A 16,088-nucleotide genomic window follows, 5' to 3' on the forward strand; every position below is an offset into this window, starting at 1 on the left:
CTGCCAATTGATATTCTTCGTAATTTAAACTATTGTAAATACTTGAATATTAACTAAATAGGTAATTATGAAAAATCATATTTTAATTGCCGTCTCCATTATCATTGGAGGTGCAAACCAGGGGTTGAGCCAGAAGATTGAAACTGAGTCCATAGACGAAAAATCCACTTATGAATACCATATAAAAAAGCGCAATCAAAATAGAACAGGGGGTTGGGTAGCAGTTGGAGGAGGTGTAGGCTTAATTGCTTTTGGTTTAGCCAATAATTTTGACAAGACTTTCTGTATTTTCGAATGTGAAGGCGTAGATCCTAACGAAGGCATTTGGCCCGCCTATGTTGGTGCTGCAGGTGTTATTGCTTCTGTACCATTATTCGTTGCAGCCCGAAAGCACAATAAAGCTGCCAAATTTGAAATGAGAGGTGACCCTGTAGTTTTTAAGAGCTATGGCCAATCGGGGGTGGGATTTTCAGTTAAACTTAATTTGAACTGAACTATTCAGTGCTCATTCACACAAAAAATGCCGGAACTTTTTTAAGTTCCGGCATTTTTTGTTTGCTTCCTTATTCTTTAGCCATTGATGGCTTCCACACGCTCCACACGTCCCTGGAGCATATCTTTAAGCATAGTCTCAATGCCATTCTTTAGAGTGATTGTAGAAGATGGACAGCCGCTGCATGCGCCCTGCAGGATCACCTTTACCAGCTTCTGATCCTCATCATAACTTTCAAACAGGATATTCCCTCCATCACTAGCAACTGCAGGTTTTATATATTCATCCAGAATAGCTACAATTTCCTTTGAAGTGCCTTCAAGCTGCACTTCGGGAACAGGTGCCGAATCTTGCTTTTTTGAAGCCGAAGTATTCTCATGGTCTTCCGTTAGTACTTCTTTCCCCTGTTCCAAATATTCTCTTATAAATTCCCGTAGCTCCTGTGTGATCTCTTCCCATTCAGCTATATCGTACTTCATGATTGAGAGATAGTTCTCATCAATAAAAACTTCTTTTACAAAGGGAAAGTGAAAAAGGGCTTTTGCGAGCGGAGCATTCTTAGCCTCGTCTATGTTCTTGAATTCTACACTCTGCAAAACAAGTTTCTTATTAGAAACGAATTTCATCACCGTGGGATTCGGAGTGCTTTCGGCATAGACAGTGACCGGGATCTTTTTGATCTCTTCTTCTGAAGGTGTCACTACAATCCCACCACTGTTAAGGAAAGACTGAATTTGTTCTGCTATTTCGTGCTGCACATCTTTCCAGTGAACGATGTTGTATTTCTCTATGGCTACAAAATTCTGAGCTACGTAGACCGTTTTCACAAAAGGCAAGTGGAACAGCTGTTGGGCCAGGGGAGAGCGGTCGGCTTCCTCAATATTCCTGAACTCAAAATTTTCGTGTTTTGTAAGGAAGATATTGGCCTCAAACTTAACAATGGTAGGTTTAGTAGTAGGCTGAATATTTATAGTGATATTTTTCATGTCAAAATTTTCGCAAAAATACGATTTTTAAATAGGAAATTAGATTACGAGGTTAGAAGTATGAAGTTCTTGGATGATTAATGGATATTTAATATTGTATACAGAGGTTAGGACTCATCCGGAATTTTTAGACCTTGGATCTTAAACGTTAAACCTTGAACTTAGAAGTCCAGTTGTTTCACTACAAAAGTCCCGGCGGGAGAAGGAATTATTTGCTGTAGTACCTCTGCATTACCATTCGAGAAAAATTGCGGAATATGCTGTTTGGTACCGGTTAACAGGTCGAGGCTTTGTAGTACCACTTTAGTTTGTTTTGCCACTGCCATACCCGAATCTATGATCTGCACATGCGGTGGCAGGATCTCCTTCAGGGTCGGGATGAGGTAAGGATAATGGCTGCAGCCAAGTACCAGGTGATCTATTCCTGCCTTGAGCATTGGTTGCAGGAGTTCGGTTAGCATAGCTTTTAAAAAAGGGGAATCCTTTTGCCCTTTTTCGATCTGCTCTACCAGGCCTTTTCCTACTACCTCAATGATCTTGTTGTCGCGCGAGTATAGGTCTGATGTCTTTGCAAAAAGAGCACTGGAGAGGGTTCCTTTCGTGGCCAGTATTCCAATACATTTTGCTTTGCTATGAAGGGCTGCGGGTTTAATTGCAGGTTCTATTCCAATGAAAGGAACATTATATGAGGATCTAAGCCGGGAAATAGCATTTGTAGTTGCCGTATTGCAGGCTACTACAATAATTTTTGCGCCCATCTCCAGGAGTTTCTCAGTATTTTTGACACTAAGTTTAACGATCTCTTCTGAAGGTTTTTCGCCGTATGGAGCATTGGCACTGTCGGCCAGGTATATTGTGTGTTCCAGGGGGAGCAGGTTGTGAATTTCTTTCCAGATCGACGTGCCGCCAACACCCGAATCAAAAATACCTATAGGATTGTCTTTACTCATCCTTGTAAAAATAAAAACTGCGCATCAATGATGCGCAGTTTTCCATATTTATTTTGAGCTGAAATTAGATTCCTAATTCCTTCTTAACATCTGGCATAAGGTCATAACCATCGGCCATGATAACTCCTGTTCCGGTAGTAGAATCAAGTACGTAGTCGAATCCTTTAGCACGAGCTACTTTTTGAATGGTAGTACGGGCTTTTTCAAGTACCGGCTTAAGAAGCTCCATTTCTTTTTTCTGAAGTTCCTGTACGGCATTCTGGCGGTACTCACCTATAGATCTCTGAGTCTGTTGTAGCTCAAGAGCTCTCTTCTGGTTTTCTTCATCTGTTTTGGTCTGAGCCTCAGATTCATACCTTTTCATGGTGTTCTGAGCTTCAGTCACTAGATCTTTTATTTCGGTATCGTAGGTTTTCTGAAGTTTTTCCAACTGGTTCATTGCAGCTTTGTACGACGGCATTTGCTCAATAAGTTCCTGCGTTGCAATATGAGCTACTTTAGTTTGTGCATTTGCAAAAGAACTTGCTCCCAGGATTAAAGCTACAGCTATTAGAAGGGTCTTAAATTGTTTCATTGTTTTAGAATTGATTATTTAATTGTTGAATTATTTATTGTAAAAGTATTTGTATTCAGTATTAGTTATTTCCTCTTTCTTCTCTTGCCTTGGCTACGGAATCTTTTTTCCTTTGCCGCTCTTTCAGGATCTCTTCCCTACGTCTTTCGGCTTCTTCTTGTTTTGCAGTTCTAATCGAGTCTCTTACTCTTCGACGCTCCTCCAGTAAAGCTTCTCTTTCCTGCTTTCTTTCCAGCTGAAGTTGTTCTCTTTCAGAAAGTACTGCATCTTCTTCAACAGTCTTGGCTTCCTCTCTTAAAAGCTCCCTCTTTTCCTGTCTGGTCTCCAGTTCCTCTCTATTGGAAGCCCTGGTGATGCTCCTAAGAACCTGATCGCTCACATCCAGCCTGTCGGCTGCATAGAGGGTAACCACATCTGCCGATTTGTCAAAGATAAGATCATAGTTCCGCGCTTTGGCGATCTCCTGTACTGCTACAAAGACCTGATCCTGGATTGGTTTTACCAGCTGAAGTTTCTGGGTGATAAGGTCGCCATTTGGACCGAATCTTTTTTGCTGATAATCGAGGATCTTTTTTTCTTCAAATTTTATCTCATCTTCACGATCTGCAATCAACTCGCTTGTCAAAAGTGGCCTTTCATTGGCAAGATCCTGCCTCATTTTTTCTACCCTGGTCATTTCTGTTTCGATCTCTCTTTTCCACTGCTGTACTTTCTTGTCGAGCTGAGCAGAGGCTTCCTGATATTCAGGAACATTTTCCAGGATGTATTCCATATCGACATAACCAATTCTTACTGTTTGCTGAGCCTGTACGGCAAAGCCGGAAAGGACTATAAAAGCTAGTGGTAAAAGAATTGATTTTTTCATGATCAATAGGTTTATAGAAAATACCGTGCCAAATTAAAACTGCTGTCCAATTATAAAGTGGGTCTCCCAACCGTTGGCCTTGGTCTCTCCTGGAAGCGGATCAAATCCATAACCAAAGTCGATTCCAAGTAATCCAAAGGCCGGCATAAAGATCCGTATCCCTGCACCAGCACTCCTGTTAACCTGGAATGGGTTATAATCTCTGAACCCGTCAAATGAAGCACCTGCTTCAAGGAACGTTAGCGCATAAATGGAAGCTGTAGGTTTCAAAGTTATAGGATATCTTAATTCCAGGGAATATTTATTGTAAATAGTTGCACCGTCGTTGTCTGTCGCCGAGGTCATCACGCCTCTATCCAACGGAATCAATGATTGGTTGGGATATCCTCTTAGGGCAATAGCTTCCCGGCCGTCCATACTAAAAGTTCCCATTCCGTCCCCTCCCAGGTAGAATCTTTCAAATGGAGGTACTCCCCGGTCGTTGTTGTAAGCTCCAAGAAAACCGTATTCGGCATGAGTTCTTAGTACCAACTTCTCGTAAAGGTTAGTATACCAGGTACCGTTGAATTTGATCTTATAGAATTCCAGCCATTTGTATTTCTCCTGGTCTATCTTGGTTTGATCTGGCACTGGATCTTCTCCTTCTCTTAATGGTCTTCCCTGCCTGTTGATCAATACTCCTCGATCATTCTCGAGCTGAAATTCTCTCTGGTCTCCCAGGTTCGCATAATCAACGTCGTTAAACAGTGAGTATGGTGGAGTAAGCTTCGCAACTACTTCAAATTTTGAGCCTCCCATTGGGAAGATAGGATTGCTAAAGGTATTATCTCTGGTTAGTCCAAGGGTAAGAGAGAAGTTATTCGAGTACCCGTCTCCAAAAGTGAAGAGCCCGGTGTTGTAATTGCTAAGGTTGTAGTGCTGAAAGGCAACTGCAGTTGACAGGATGAAGAAATCATCGGGTACTGTGAGTCTTCTTGCCAATCCTAAAGTAATTCCGGAGATAGAGAACTTTCTGTCTTTGTCTGCTTCACGATTCCTGAAATCATAGAAGTACTGCTCTGTGTGTTGCAGGGAAGTAGATAGCCTTACCGGCTTTTTGCCGCCCCACCATGGTTCAGAGAAGGAAAGACTATAAGTTTGATAATAGGTACTTGCCTGTGCACGCAGGGAAAGGGTCTGTCCGTCTCCCATTGGCAATGGCTTGTATGCTTCCTTATCAAAAAGACCGCTAAGCGAGAAGTTATTGAAGGATAGTCCAAGGGTTCCAACAAAACCTCCACCGCCGTATCCACCCTGCAGTTCGATCTGGCTGGCACCGGCTTCCACAACAGAGTACTCAAGGTCTACAGTTCCTTCGTTCTGGTCCACATTCTTAAAATCGGGGGATAGATTCTCGGCATCAAAGAAACCTAATTGACCTAGTTCCCTCACTGTTCTCACCACAGCTTCCTTGCTGTACTTGTGACCCGGTTTTGTTCGCATTTCCCTATAGATCACATGATCTTTTGTCTTGTCGTTCCCAACTACCGTGATCTCATCGAAATAAGCCACTTTACCTTCTCTTATTCTTATCTCAAAGTCAATGGTGTCATTGTAAACCCTCACTTCAACCGGGTTTATATTTGAGAAAAGGTAACCATTGTTCTGGTAAAGGTTTGTAAGATCGTTGGCATCGGGTTTAGTATTGTCTGCGATCTGCTTTTCCAGCAATACCCCATTGTAGACATCTCCCTTGCTTATACCAAGTACCCGCTGCAGCTCCCGGTCTGTATAAACCGAATTTCCAATAAATTCGATATCTCCGAAGTAATATTGATCTCCTTCTTCCACGTTGATGCGTAAAGCGACATCGTCTTCATCTATTTGTACAAGGCTATCAGAAATTATCCTGGCATCGCGATAACCTCTTTTTTTATAGACATTAAGCAGGTTCTGCTTATCGGCTTCATATTCTTCGGGTATGAATTTGGAGCGTTTCCAGAATCTAAAGAAGTTCTCCTGTTTCGTCTTTTTCATCGCTCGCTTCAGGCGGGCATCAGATAGCGCTTCATTCCCGGTGATCTCGATATCTTCGATCTTCACTCTTTCGCCTTTGTCGACATTGATCACCATGTTTACCGTATTCCTGTTCAGAGTATCTTCTGCAGGGACTGTGTTTATGGCAACTTTCGTATTTAGGAATCCTTCCTCTTTAAAAGTGTTCTGAATGTAATTCTTTGTAGTGGTAACCAGGTTTTCTGTAACCTTAGTCCCCACAATGAGCTTGTTCTCTTTTATTAGTTCTTCACTTTTTTTCTTCTTTACGCCCTGTATTCTCACGTTGGCAAGTGCAGGAACTTCCTGGATCTCCAGTTCAAGGTCGGCTACATTTCCTTCTATGTTGGTTACATAGATGTTGATGTCACTAAAAGAACCGACATCCCATAATTTTTTAAGGACCTTACTTATCTTGTCTCCGGGAATAAAGATCTTTTCGCCCTTTTTAAGACTTGTATAAGCTATTATTGTTTGTTCATTGAAGGAGACATTTCCCGTGACTTTTATTTCTCCTATCGTGTACTCCTGGCCGTTTGCAAGTGGCAGATCCTGTGCTGCTGAAGTAAAACTGAATAAAAGGCCAAGGGCCAAAAGTGCTAATCTATATCTTGTTCTAAAGGCACTAACTAAGTTGCTCACTTGTTTTTCCAAATCTTCGTTCTCTGTTTTGATAATTATAAATGGCCTCAAAGAGATCTTCCCTCCTGTAATCGGGCCACAAAATTTCTGAAAAATATAATTCGGCATAAGCGATTTGCCATAATAGGAAATTGCTTATCCGCTGTTCTCCGCTTGTTCTTATTACCAGATCTACATCTGGTAAATTGCGGGTGTAAAGATGCTTATTTATAACCGATTCATCAATATCTTTAGTGGAAATCTCGCCTGCAGCTACTTTAGTGGAGATCTCTTTTACCATATTGCCAAGCTCTTCTCTGGAGCCATAACTCAAGGCCAGGGTAAGGGTCATCCTGCTGTTCGTAGCTGTTTTGTGGATCACTTCCTGTAGTTCACGGAATGCTTTAGAAGGAAGATTATCAAGACAGCCAATGGCGTTAAGCCTAATGTCATTCTCCTGTAAAGTCTTGATCTCTTTCTTGAGTGAAGAGACCAAAAGTTTCATGAGAGTGTCCACTTCCACTTTGGGTCTGTTCCAGTTTTCGGTTGAGAAAGCGTAAAGGGTAAGATTTTGCACTCCAATTTCGGCACAGCCTTCTACCACGTCACGAACCGCTTTAGTGCCTTTTTCATGACCGCGCACCCGCATTAACCCCTGCTTCTTTGCCCATCTACCATTACCATCCATGATAATGGCGATGTGTTGGGGCAATTGGGAAGGATCAATTTTTTCTTTGAAATTCATTTTAATATTTATTGAAGCAGTCCGAGCCTCTACCGAAATTAAAGGTCAGGTAAATTCCGGTAAAGACATACCAGTCAGTAGTATTTCTATTTCCGTAATCCCTTAAACGGAATGCGTCAGAAGGATCAACTTCAGAGGGTTGGCTTCCGTCAAGATTATCAGTAAAAGTATAGCGGGCTCCTATTTCAATGCCCCCGGCCATAAAACTGTTCAGGGTTTGTTTGTAGCCCATAACAAGAGGTATGGAAAACTCCCAATTGTTTCCGGCTTCTTCCAGTTGATTCAATTGAGGATTGGTATGTGCTAAATTCTTTAACATGTAATGTTTGGCAAAGTAATAATTTATGCCGCTGTAAAGATACGGAGTTGATTGGTAAGTATTGGAATGAAGGTCCCATTCCCAAAAAGTAAATTCTAATCCTAAAGAAGCTTCAGCTAAAGTATTTGAGAAAGAATAACCGCGCTGTAGTCTCCGGCCTTCATTGGATTTGGCATCATCGGCTTCCAATTTTGCATAAAGCAGAGAGAACCTAAAGGAATGGCGGTCGCTGCGATTCCACTTCACTAAACCTCCAAAAACGGGAGTGTTGGGATTTATATAGGTAGTGTTCCCCACATCTCCAACATAGTTTGCTCCTCCAACAAAAGGGCCAATTTCAAAATTTTGGGAATATGTTTGGTTACCGCAAAGCGCAATAAGAACCATAACAACAAGATACCTCATAGGTCTTCAAAAGTTTGCAAATATAACAATATTGTTTGCCCCGCAATAACCTGTACCGGTTTGTACCTTAGCATTAACAGATTTCAGGAGATTTTATTGTTTTAATTGCGCTTATCTTCTCCCCAAAGAAGTTTTTTTCGAAGGGTTTTAAGGAAGGTATCGTCAGTGAATTCAACCATTCTTAGTTTAAAAGGTGCTTTTTGAATGGTCACAGTAGTATTGTTCCTAAGGGTTGCTAATCTCGAGTCCATAGAGACCAGATAATGCTCTGCCCGTCCGGAAACCTTTAAAGTGATTTTGGTGTTGTCTTTGATCACCAGTGGGCGCGCATTGAGGTTGTGTGGCGCAATAGGAGTGATGACCAAAGCTTTGGTGGCGGGAGTAATGACAGGCCCTCCACAACTTAGAGAATAGCCGGTAGATCCTGTAGGGGTAGATACAATTAGCCCGTCTGCCCAGTAAGCTGTGAGATATTCCTCGTCGAGCCAGGTGTCTATAGTGATCATGGAGGTACTGTTCTTCCGGCTTACAGCGATCTCATTTAAGGCGAAGTTGTTGCTACACCAGTCTTCCACATTTGGGTCGGTTTTTATGCACAGCAGGGAGCGTTCTGAGATCTTGTATTCATTTTTAAGAAGTCTTGAAATTGTAGGGCGAATATCTTCCTTGTGAACCGTGGCCAGAAAGCCCAACCTTCCGGTGTTGATCCCCATAATAGGAATGTCCAGATCCTGAATGAAGTTGACCGAATGTAATATTGTCCCGTCACCCCCAACACTAATGAAGATATCAAAGCTGTCGTCCAGCTTTTTAAAAGTTTCGAAATGATGAAAATCTTTTTTTATTTCATTATTCTCATCAATGAGCTTCAGGAAATTCTCTTCAATGGCAACTTCAATATTTTCAGAATCCAGAACGTTTAAAAGCTCTTCAATATAGATGCCCGAATTAGCGTGGTAAAATTGCCCGTAAATTGCAGCCTTCATTTCTAGATGTTTAGGTATTTATCCAGATAACGCGACCGGTCCTGCAGGCTTGAAGAAAATGAATCTTCTTCATTCTGGGATACTACTTCGTAGCCGTACCTTCTAAAGGTCTGAAAAAGGGCATTAAAAGGAATGGTTCCGGTTTTTATAGTGATCTGTGCCCTTTCATTATCACTTCCCGAAACAAAGGCACCTAAGACGTGAGTGCCGTTTGACTCCACTATCTGGCAAATTTCACTGAAGGAGTAATCCTTTATTCCTTTTTCTACAACCAGGATACCACCGGGATTGTTAAGGAAAGGCGATTCAGTAAACAAATTCATGATATCCTGTAGTTCCAGGTAGCCAAGGAATTTGTTTTGAGAATTAAGCACAGGCATGATGTTCGAATCATTCTTGGAGAAATTGTGCAGTACGTCGATCCAGTTATCTGTATCTCTTACAAAGAAGCCTTCAAGTGCATATTGATATTCTTCCATTTTCTTTTCGGGTTCAAAAACCCTGGCATCGGCAACAGGTACACAGCCCATATAGATCTTTTCCTGCATTACCGGCAGGTGTGAATATGGAAACTCATTAAAGATCTCCAGCACATCTGTAACTGTAGTGTCAAACTGCGGAATTTTGATCTCGTTAAGAATGTAAGGTTGAATGTTCATTGCCCCTTTGTTTTTCTGCAAATTAATTAAAATAAAGTACTTTTTTGCTTATTCAACTTTGTATTTTTGTTCGAAACAGGAGCTAAAAATGACAAAACTCAGTGTTAATATAAACAAGATCGCTACCCTGCGAAACAGTCGTGGTGGAGATGTTCCAAACCTTGTGCAGGTGGCGAAAGATGTGCAAAAATTCGGAGGAGAAGGTATAACAGTCCATCCCCGTCCCGATGAACGTCATATCCGTTATCAGGACGTACTGGACCTTAAGCCGGTAGTAACGACCGAGTTCAATATAGAAGGTAATCCAATTCAGAAATTTGTAGATCTGGTTCTTAAAGTAAAGCCCGAACAGGTTACCCTGGTGCCTGATGCCGAAGATGCCATTACCTCCAATGCGGGTTGGGATACTATAAAACATAAAGATTATCTAAGGGAGGTCATTTCCGAATTCAAGAGCAAAGGCATTCGCACCTCTATTTTTGTGGATCCGGTTCCTGAAATGGTGAAAGGCGCAGCAAATACGGGTATAGATCGCATCGAGCTGTATACTGAAGAATATGCAAGGCAATACGAAAAAGGAAATAAAAGTGGTGTTGAGCCATACCGTAAATGTGCTGAAGTAGCCAATGATCTTGGCCTGGGAATAAATGCCGGTCATGATCTTTCCCTGAATAATATTGAATACTTCAGTAAAAACATTCCCGGACTGCTGGAGGTGTCCATAGGTCATGCTCTTATTGCCGAATCCTTATACCAGGGATTGGAATATGTTATTAATCAATACCTAAGTTTACTTAGACAATAATGCAACTACATTCAACAATATTAGGAGAGGGGCAACCTATGTTGATCCTACATGGTTTTTTAGGAATGAGCGACAACTGGAAAACGCTGGGGAATGAATTTTCCGATGCCGGTTTCCAGGTGCATCTTGTAGATCAAAGAAATCATGGCCGAAGCCCTCACAGCGAGATTTTTAGTTATACCGAACTGGCGAAAGATATTAAGGAATATATCGAAACCCACGGTCTCAAAAATGTCCTATTGATAGGCCATTCCATGGGGGGAAAGACTGCTATGACTGCGGCTTCCCTTTTTCCAGATCTTATTGAAAAGCTCATCGTGGTAGATATAGCGCCAAAATATTATGCGCCACACCACCAGGAAATCTTAAAAGGATTGGCAGCTGTTGATGATGCTACCCTGGAGTCTCGTGGTGAGGCAGACGAGGTGCTTTCTAAGTATGTGCCCGAGCAGGCGGTTAGAATGTTCCTGTTAAAAAACCTTTTTTGGAAGGAAAAGAACAAGCTGGGCTTGAGAATGAATCTTTCCGTTCTGGCCAAAGAAATAGAAGAACTGGGACAGGCAATGCCAAAGCAATACACGTATTCCAAACCCACTTTGTTTATAAAAGGAGAAAGGTCCAGCTATATTTCTCCAGAGGATCAAGGTCTAATAGAACACCATTTCCCCGACTCCAGAATTGTGGAAATTCCCCGTGCCGGTCATTGGGTACATGCTGAAAACAAGAAGGGGTTTTATGATGAGGTAATGAGATTTATCTGATTTTTGAGGTAAAAATGTTATGCGCTCATAATAAATAAAGGTTTTTCTTGCCTAATATTCAATTTGTACTATTTTTGGGCCATTGATCCTTAATTAAACCTACAAATTCTATTATGAGAAAAGTTTTATTGCTATTGGTATTTGCTCTTGCAGGTACCCTGACCTATGCTGGCGGTTATCGTGTGGCTGTACAGGGCCAACGGGCTCTGGCAATGGGGCACACGGGAGTTGCCGTGGTTAACAGTGCCGAACTGGGCTTCTTTAATCCTGCCGGTCTTGTTTATCTTGAAAATCAAATGACAATATCTGCCGGAGTTAGTGCTGTTTTTTCTGAAGTCGCCTGGCAAAATGAATCAACGGGAGCTTTTGCCCGTACAGATAACCCTGTGGGAACTCCTTTCTACTTTAATGCTTCCTATAAATTAAAAGACTGGTTGTCTTTAGGTCTAAGTGTTTATACTCCCTATGGTAGTACTGTAGAGTGGGAAGATGATTGGGCTGGATCTCACCTTGTGAACAATATCAAGCTACAGGCAATATACGTGCAACCGTTAGTTTCTGTTAAAGTTACAGATTACTTAAGTCTTGGAGGTGGTCCAATTTTCGTGACAGGATCTGTCAACTTCAACCGTAATCTAAGTCGTACTCTTACCGATATTGACGGGAACAGGTCCGAAGTGACTATTGATGCATCTGGGGTAAACGAATGGGGATGGTCTGCCAGCGCAATGTTTACTGCTACTGAAGATCTTAGGATAGGAGTGAATTACCGTTCTGAGATCATTATGAATGCGGAAGGCGGAGAAGCCGATTTTGAAAATATTCCAAATACTCCTCTTGCTCCTTTTAGTGATACTACCTTTGATGCTGAGTTGCCGTTGCCGGCAGAACTTACTGTAGGTCTTTCCTACCAGCTTAACGATAAGTGGTTGCTTGCATTTGACTTCAACAGGACTTTCTGGGGAGTTTATGAATCTCTGGATATTGAATTTGCAAATGGTAGGGTGGCGAATAACCCACGAAACTATGAAGACGCCAACACCTGGAGATTTGGTGCTCAATATACCGCAACAGACAAGCTTACACTTCGTGCCGGATATTACCTGGATGAATCTCCGGTAAAAGAGGGCTATTTTGCACCGGAAACTCCGCGTAATGATTCTATGGGATTCACTGCCGGGCTTTCACTTGACGTTACTTCGAGACTCGCTATTGATGCTTCATTTGCCTACATAAGATTTGATGAGGTTGATGCTTCCTATGATTATTATGTCGATGAGAATATGCAGACAGTTCCTTTTGGAGGAACCTATAAGTCTGTAGCTTTTATTCCTGGCTTGGGTGTGACATATAAACTATAATTAAAGAAAAAATGAATATGAAAAACTATATAAAATACATCGGAATTCTGGCCCTGGGGATGGTTGCCTGTGAGCCCGAATTTGAGAATCCGGTCGATGAAAATGACGCTTACTCCAACGGGGAAGCAGATTTTTCCAACTATGTGGCGCTTGGAAATTCCTTGACAGCAGGTTATGCAGACAATGCGCTTTATATCACAGGTCAGCAGAATTCTTATCCTAATATTCTTGCACAACAGTTTTCAAAAGTTCAGGAGACACAGGATTTTGATCAGCCGCTTATGGCCGACAATGCAGGAGGACTTTTGTTAAACGGAACGCCAATTGCAGGAACCCGCCTGGTTCTCGGTATTGATGCAGAGGGAAATCCTGCGCCAAGAAATTATACCGGTCAGGCACCTTCTACAGAAGTTACAGATCTTTTGAGTGGGCCATTTAGTAATATGGGTGTTCCCGGGGCTAAGGTTTATCACCTTGTTGCTCCCGGATATGGGAATGTAGCCGGAGTAGCAGCAGGAGCAGCCAATCCTTACTTTGCACGCTTTGCATCAGAGCCTGGAACAACTGTTCTTGCCGATGCAGCAGCTCAGAATCCTACTTTCTTTACCTTGTGGATTGGAAATAATGATGTTCTTGGTTTCGCGACTTCAGGTGGAGCAGGAGTAGACCAAACAGGAAATTTCGACCCTTCACAATATGGTTCAAATGACATTACAGACCCACAGGTTTTTGCTCAGGCTTATTCAACCATTGTAACTACAATGATGGAAGCCGGTGCCGAAGAAGGAGTGCTTTTAAATATTCCAGATGTTACAAATGTACCTTACTTTACAACTGTGCCATTTGCACCGCTTAGCCCTGCAAATCCTAGTTTTGGGCCAATGATCCCAACACTCAATGCGACTTTTGCCCAACTTAATCCGGCATTGACTGCTCTACGTGGTGTTTCTGAAGAGACTCCGGGGGAATCTGTTTTTTCTATTGAATTCAGCGCAAGTGCGGCTAGTCCAGTAATTATTTATGACGAATCTCTTCCCGATATTTCTGCACAACTTACAGAAGTGTTGATACAAAGCGGAATGGATCCTGGTTTGGCTACGATATATGGAATGCAATATGGGCAGGTTAGACAAGCTACTGCCGAGGATCTTTTAGTGCTTACAAGCTCCGGAGTAATTGGGCAGGTTAACACAGGGCGTGTACAGGAGTTGATGGCTATGGGATTAACTCAGGAGCAGGCTGGGCAATTGGCTGTTAATGGAGTTACTTACCCAATGCAGGATAGATATGTATTGGTGCCTTCAGAAATCGCCAGTATCAATGGAGCGCGTACTGCTTATAACCAGGTGATCGCTCAAATCGCTAATGCCAATGGCCTTGGTCTTGTTGATGCTGCTGGTTTACTTCAGGAAACAGCAACAACGGGAATTCCTTTTGATGGTGGAGTTTTAACTTCAACTTTTGCGACGGGTGGTGCATTCTCTTTAGACGGGGTTCACTTAACACCACGTGGATATGCGCTTGTGGCTAATAAGATCATCGACGAGATCAATGAAACTTACAATGCTACAGTTCCAAAAGTAAATATTGGTAACTACGGTACGATTACACCAAGTAACGACTAAGAGTTTTAATAAAGAATCATTAAAACGCCGGGCCTGTCCCGGCGTTTTTCATTTAAAGAACTATCTTAGTGTTAAAGTTATTTGATATGCTCTTTCTACTAAGAATTCTTCTCACTGCGGTGGTAGTAGTATTTTTGGCTAATGTGCTGCCCGGGGTGACCGTGACGGGTTACTGGACAGCTATTGTGGTAGCCTTAGTCCTGGCTCTTCTTAATCTTATCATCAAGCCTATCCTGGTCTTATTGACCTTGCCGGTGACCATTCTCACTTTAGGGCTTTTTCTCCTTGTGATCAATGCAATAATAATCCTACTTGTAGACGCTTTTGTTGGAGGATTTGAAGTGAGTGGATTCTGGATCGCGGTGCTCTTTAGTATCCTGTTATCCATTTTCCAGTCCTTGCTTTATTCTCTTGCCGAAAGAAAATAAAGGCTGCTGAATTTCAGGTTTTTGAAACTTTGTTCGCTCTCAAAAAAGTTGTACTTTTGCAGACCAATTTTTATAAGCGCTTATAATGAATATAACGAGAGAGAACATTGATGATCTTAATGCCGTACTTAAGGTAGATATAGCAAAAGAAGACTACAGCGGTAAAGTAGAAAAAGTCCTTAAAGATTACCGTAAAAATGCGAATATTCCCGGCTTCCGTAAAGGACATGTGCCAATGGGAATGGTGAAGAAACAATACGGAAAAGCTGTTTTGGTCGATGAGGTGAACAAGCTGCTTCAGGATGCACTTAATAAATACCTTACCGAAGAAAAACTGGATGTTCTTGGAAATCCGCTACCAAAAGAGCAGGAGAATTTTGATTGGGACGCAGAGAACTATACTTTCGAATTTGAACTGGGACTTTCTCCACAGTTTGAGGTTAGCCTTGAAAATAAAGAGCCAATCACTCATTACAAGATCGTTGCCGGTGATGAGATGATCGATAACCAGATAAAGACAGTCCAGAAGCAATATGGAAAATTAATTTCCAAAGAAGTTACCGAAGAAGGAGATCAACTTTCCGGGACTTTCAAAAATGAAGCTGAAGGCATAGAATCTAAGACAACCTTACCTCTTGAAAAGGTGAAGAACAAGGAGCCTTTCCTTGGTGCTAAGGCAGGAGATGTTGTTAAAGTAAGTGCTAAAGATCTTTTTGAAGATGATCACCAGTTGATGGACTTCTTGAAGGTGGAGCATGATAAAGCGCATGGTCTTGATGTTGAAGTTGAATTTCATGTAGAGGAAGTTAACACCCAGGAGTTGGCAGATCTTGATCAGGAGTTATTTGATAAACTCTTTGGAAAAGGTGAAGTCACTTCAGTAACCGAGCTTAAAGAGAAGATCAAAGAAGATGCAGCCAAGCAATTTGAGCAACAAAGTGACCAGCAACTGCTGAATGATGTTACTGAAATGTTGATCGAGAATACCTCTTTTGACCTTCCAAAAGATTTCCTTCAAAAGTGGATCCAGACTGCAGGAGAAAAAGAACTTACTCCAGAAGAAGCACAGGAAGAGTACGAAAAGAGCGAGAAAGGATTGAGATTTCAACTCATTGAAGGAAAACTTATCGCAGAGCATAACCTGCAGGTACAGTTCGAAGATCTTAAGGCCTTTGCAAAAGAAAGGATCAAAGAACAAATGGCCCAGTTTGGACAGATGAATCCTGAAGATAAAGAGCTTGATGACATTGCTGCACGTATCCTTTCACGCCAGGATGAGGTGAAGCGTCTTTCTGAGCAATTGATGAATCAAAAGCTTCTTGAGCTTTACAAGGAAAAAGTAAACCTTGAGGAAAAAGAAGTAACATATGAAGAATTTGTTAAAGAAGTTTATCAATAGAACTTTTGTTAATTAATACTTATATCTTTAAGGGCGTTAGACCAAATGCGGGATAACGCCTTTTTTTGGCAA

Annotated in this window: 16 protein-coding genes; 7 read left to right on the forward strand and 9 right to left on the reverse strand. The window is 41.8% G+C overall.

Features of this window, described 5'->3' with window-relative positions:
- Window positions 1–67 precede the first annotated feature (67 nt).
- Window positions 68–493, forward strand: coding sequence for a hypothetical protein (locus ACXYMT_RS04610; RefSeq protein WP_459057915.1), 426 nt, complete (start codon window positions 68–70; stop codon window positions 491–493).
- Window positions 494–570: 77 nt separating this feature from the next.
- Here ACXYMT_RS04610 and ACXYMT_RS04615 read toward each other — a convergent pair whose 3' ends face one another.
- The 9 genes from ACXYMT_RS04615 to ACXYMT_RS04655 form a co-directional block, all read right to left on the reverse strand.
- Complete coding sequence (locus ACXYMT_RS04615) at window positions 571–1,479, reverse strand: NifU family protein (RefSeq protein ID WP_459057916.1); 909 nt, start codon at window positions 1,477–1,479, stop codon at window positions 571–573.
- Window positions 1,480–1,640: 161 nt separating this feature from the next.
- On the reverse strand, window positions 1,641–2,429 hold the full coding sequence (gene murI / locus ACXYMT_RS04620) for a glutamate racemase (protein WP_459057917.1): 789 nt from the start codon (window positions 2,427–2,429) through the stop codon (window positions 1,641–1,643).
- Between the two features lie 64 nt (window positions 2,430–2,493).
- On the reverse strand, window positions 2,494–3,003 hold the full coding sequence (locus ACXYMT_RS04625; RefSeq protein WP_324720036.1) for an OmpH/Skp family outer membrane protein: 510 nt from the start codon (window positions 3,001–3,003) through the stop codon (window positions 2,494–2,496).
- A gap of 61 nt (window positions 3,004–3,064) precedes the next feature.
- Window positions 3,065–3,868, reverse strand: a complete 804-nt coding sequence (locus ACXYMT_RS04630) for an OmpH/Skp family outer membrane protein (RefSeq protein WP_459057918.1) — start codon at window positions 3,866–3,868, stop codon at window positions 3,065–3,067.
- Window positions 3,869–3,901: 33 nt separating this feature from the next.
- A complete protein-coding gene (bamA, locus tag ACXYMT_RS04635) occupies window positions 3,902–6,544 on the reverse strand; it encodes an outer membrane protein assembly factor BamA (protein ID WP_459057919.1) in 2,643 nt (880 codons plus the stop codon).
- Window positions 6,528–7,268 carry an isoprenyl transferase gene (locus ACXYMT_RS04640; RefSeq protein WP_459057920.1) on the reverse strand — a complete coding sequence of 247 codons (741 nt, stop codon included), beginning with the start codon at window positions 7,266–7,268 and terminating at the stop codon, window positions 6,528–6,530. Before ACXYMT_RS04640 ends, bamA begins: the two co-directional genes overlap by 17 nt.
- A 1-nt stretch (window position 7,269) precedes the next feature.
- Window positions 7,270–7,992, reverse strand: a complete 723-nt coding sequence (gene porG, locus ACXYMT_RS04645; RefSeq protein WP_459057921.1) for a type IX secretion system protein PorG — start codon at window positions 7,990–7,992, stop codon at window positions 7,270–7,272.
- A gap of 101 nt (window positions 7,993–8,093) precedes the next feature.
- Window positions 8,094–8,978 (reverse strand): NAD kinase, encoded by an 885-nt coding sequence (locus ACXYMT_RS04650; protein ID WP_459057922.1) that lies wholly within the window; start codon window positions 8,976–8,978, stop codon window positions 8,094–8,096.
- Window positions 8,979–8,980: 2 nt separating this feature from the next.
- Window positions 8,981–9,637 (reverse strand): CBS domain-containing protein, encoded by a 657-nt coding sequence (locus tag ACXYMT_RS04655; RefSeq protein ID WP_459057923.1) that lies wholly within the window; start codon window positions 9,635–9,637, stop codon window positions 8,981–8,983.
- An 88-nt stretch (window positions 9,638–9,725) separates the two neighbouring features.
- Between ACXYMT_RS04655 and ACXYMT_RS04660 the strand changes: the two genes are divergently transcribed.
- The 6 genes from ACXYMT_RS04660 to tig all read left to right on the forward strand — a co-directional run bounded on the left by ACXYMT_RS04660 (window position 9,726) and on the right by tig (window position 16,016).
- Window positions 9,726–10,442: a pyridoxine 5'-phosphate synthase gene (locus ACXYMT_RS04660; protein ID WP_459057924.1), complete on the forward strand. Its 717-nt coding sequence runs from the start codon at window positions 9,726–9,728 to the stop codon at window positions 10,440–10,442.
- The gene (locus tag ACXYMT_RS04665; RefSeq protein ID WP_459057925.1) at window positions 10,442–11,203 is read left to right on the forward strand and encodes an alpha/beta fold hydrolase; all 762 of its coding nucleotides are present in this window, start codon (window positions 10,442–10,444) and stop codon (window positions 11,201–11,203) included. Before ACXYMT_RS04660 ends, ACXYMT_RS04665 begins: the two co-directional genes overlap by 1 nt.
- A 113-nt stretch (window positions 11,204–11,316) precedes the next feature.
- On the forward strand, window positions 11,317–12,564 hold the full coding sequence (locus tag ACXYMT_RS04670; RefSeq protein WP_459057926.1) for an OmpP1/FadL family transporter: 1,248 nt from the start codon (window positions 11,317–11,319) through the stop codon (window positions 12,562–12,564).
- A gap of 17 nt (window positions 12,565–12,581) precedes the next feature.
- Window positions 12,582–14,189: a G-D-S-L family lipolytic protein gene (locus ACXYMT_RS04675; protein ID WP_459057927.1), complete on the forward strand. Its 1,608-nt coding sequence runs from the start codon at window positions 12,582–12,584 to the stop codon at window positions 14,187–14,189.
- A gap of 86 nt (window positions 14,190–14,275) precedes the next feature.
- Entirely contained in the window at window positions 14,276–14,617 is a 342-nt protein-coding gene (locus tag ACXYMT_RS04680; protein WP_459057928.1) for a phage holin family protein, read from the forward strand.
- Window positions 14,618–14,702: 85 nt separating this feature from the next.
- Window positions 14,703–16,016: a trigger factor gene (gene tig, locus ACXYMT_RS04685; RefSeq protein ID WP_459057929.1), complete on the forward strand. Its 1,314-nt coding sequence runs from the start codon at window positions 14,703–14,705 to the stop codon at window positions 16,014–16,016.
- Window positions 16,017–16,088 lie beyond the last annotated feature (72 nt).

Source organism: Salinimicrobium sp. CAU 1759 (genome assembly GCF_054482715.1).